Source organism: Halorubrum sp. Atlit-26R (assembly GCF_003666015.1).
Lineage (GTDB): Archaea > Halobacteriota > Halobacteria > Halobacteriales > Haloferacaceae > Halorubrum.
On sequence record NZ_QPLT01000131.1, the window covers coordinates 1 to 935 of the forward strand.

A 935-nucleotide genomic window follows, 5' to 3' on the forward strand; every position below is an offset into this window, starting at 1 on the left:
TGCTTTGTTGAATCCGATGACGGCGTGGGGATCACTGTTTGAGAGCCTGTTCGAGGTTGTAGACTGCGGCGGTCACCACGAGTTCGCGGAACTCGCGGTACCACGCGCGAGGGTGGACAGCGGGGCCGAACCGACGCTTGATGGCCGAAAAGGCGGTTTCGGCCATCCAGCGCTGGCCGTATAACTCGCTGTCCAACCGTGCGTTGTGTGCGTGATCGTAGGCAGCGAACAGCCGGTGGCGCAGCAAGGGCCGGACGCCCTCTGACCGGAGGGCGTCCCGGAGAGATTGGTCGTCATAGCCTTTGTCGCCGGCGAGACTCTCGATTTTCTCGGTGTTACGAAGGGCGACTCGACGGCCAGTCTGGGTGTCGTGGGGCCAGTGTGCCGAGCAGTGGAGATCGAGGATGGCACACGAATCTGTATCGACGAGTGCCGTCGTTTTGAGCGTGCGTATGTGGCGATCCGAGCGGTGTTGGTAGTGTCTAGATGCCGTTTCGCGGTCGAAAAATGTGGCATCGATGGCTCCGTGCGAGCCCGGATCGCAGATGGTCGCTGACTCACGAAGGAAGCCGCGCCACACAGACATGGGCACCCTCTCAAACGACCGGTACAGCGTTGAGGGTGCGGGAAATGCCGTCCGAGCGAGCTGTAACAGCCCACGAACGCGATCCATCTCACTCGCCCAATCCACGATCTCGCGGTACGTCGCGTCCATGTGAACCCGCAAAAAGTGGAGCGTGACATGCTTCCAACCGGGAAATCCGTGGCCAGTCGGATCACTCACTGCCGTTGGACTGGCGGCACAGCGCTTTTGAGCCAGCGACGCGGCTTGCTTAACGAAGCGGAAGAGTAGTTTGGACACATTCGGCTCTTCCGCTTCGTTTCCACCTTCAGAGCGACGCTATCCCGCCGCCTTCTGCGGATTCAACAGAGCA

At 60.6% G+C, this 935-nt stretch carries 1 protein-coding gene; it reads right to left on the reverse strand.

Features of this window, described 5'->3' with window-relative positions; genetic code table 11:
• Window positions 1–31 precede the first annotated feature (31 nt).
• Window positions 32–862 carry an IS5 family transposase gene (locus DVK07_RS19750; RefSeq protein WP_121598533.1) on the reverse strand — a complete coding sequence of 277 codons (831 nt, stop codon included), beginning with the start codon at window positions 860–862 and terminating at the stop codon, window positions 32–34.
• Window positions 863–935 lie beyond the last annotated feature (73 nt).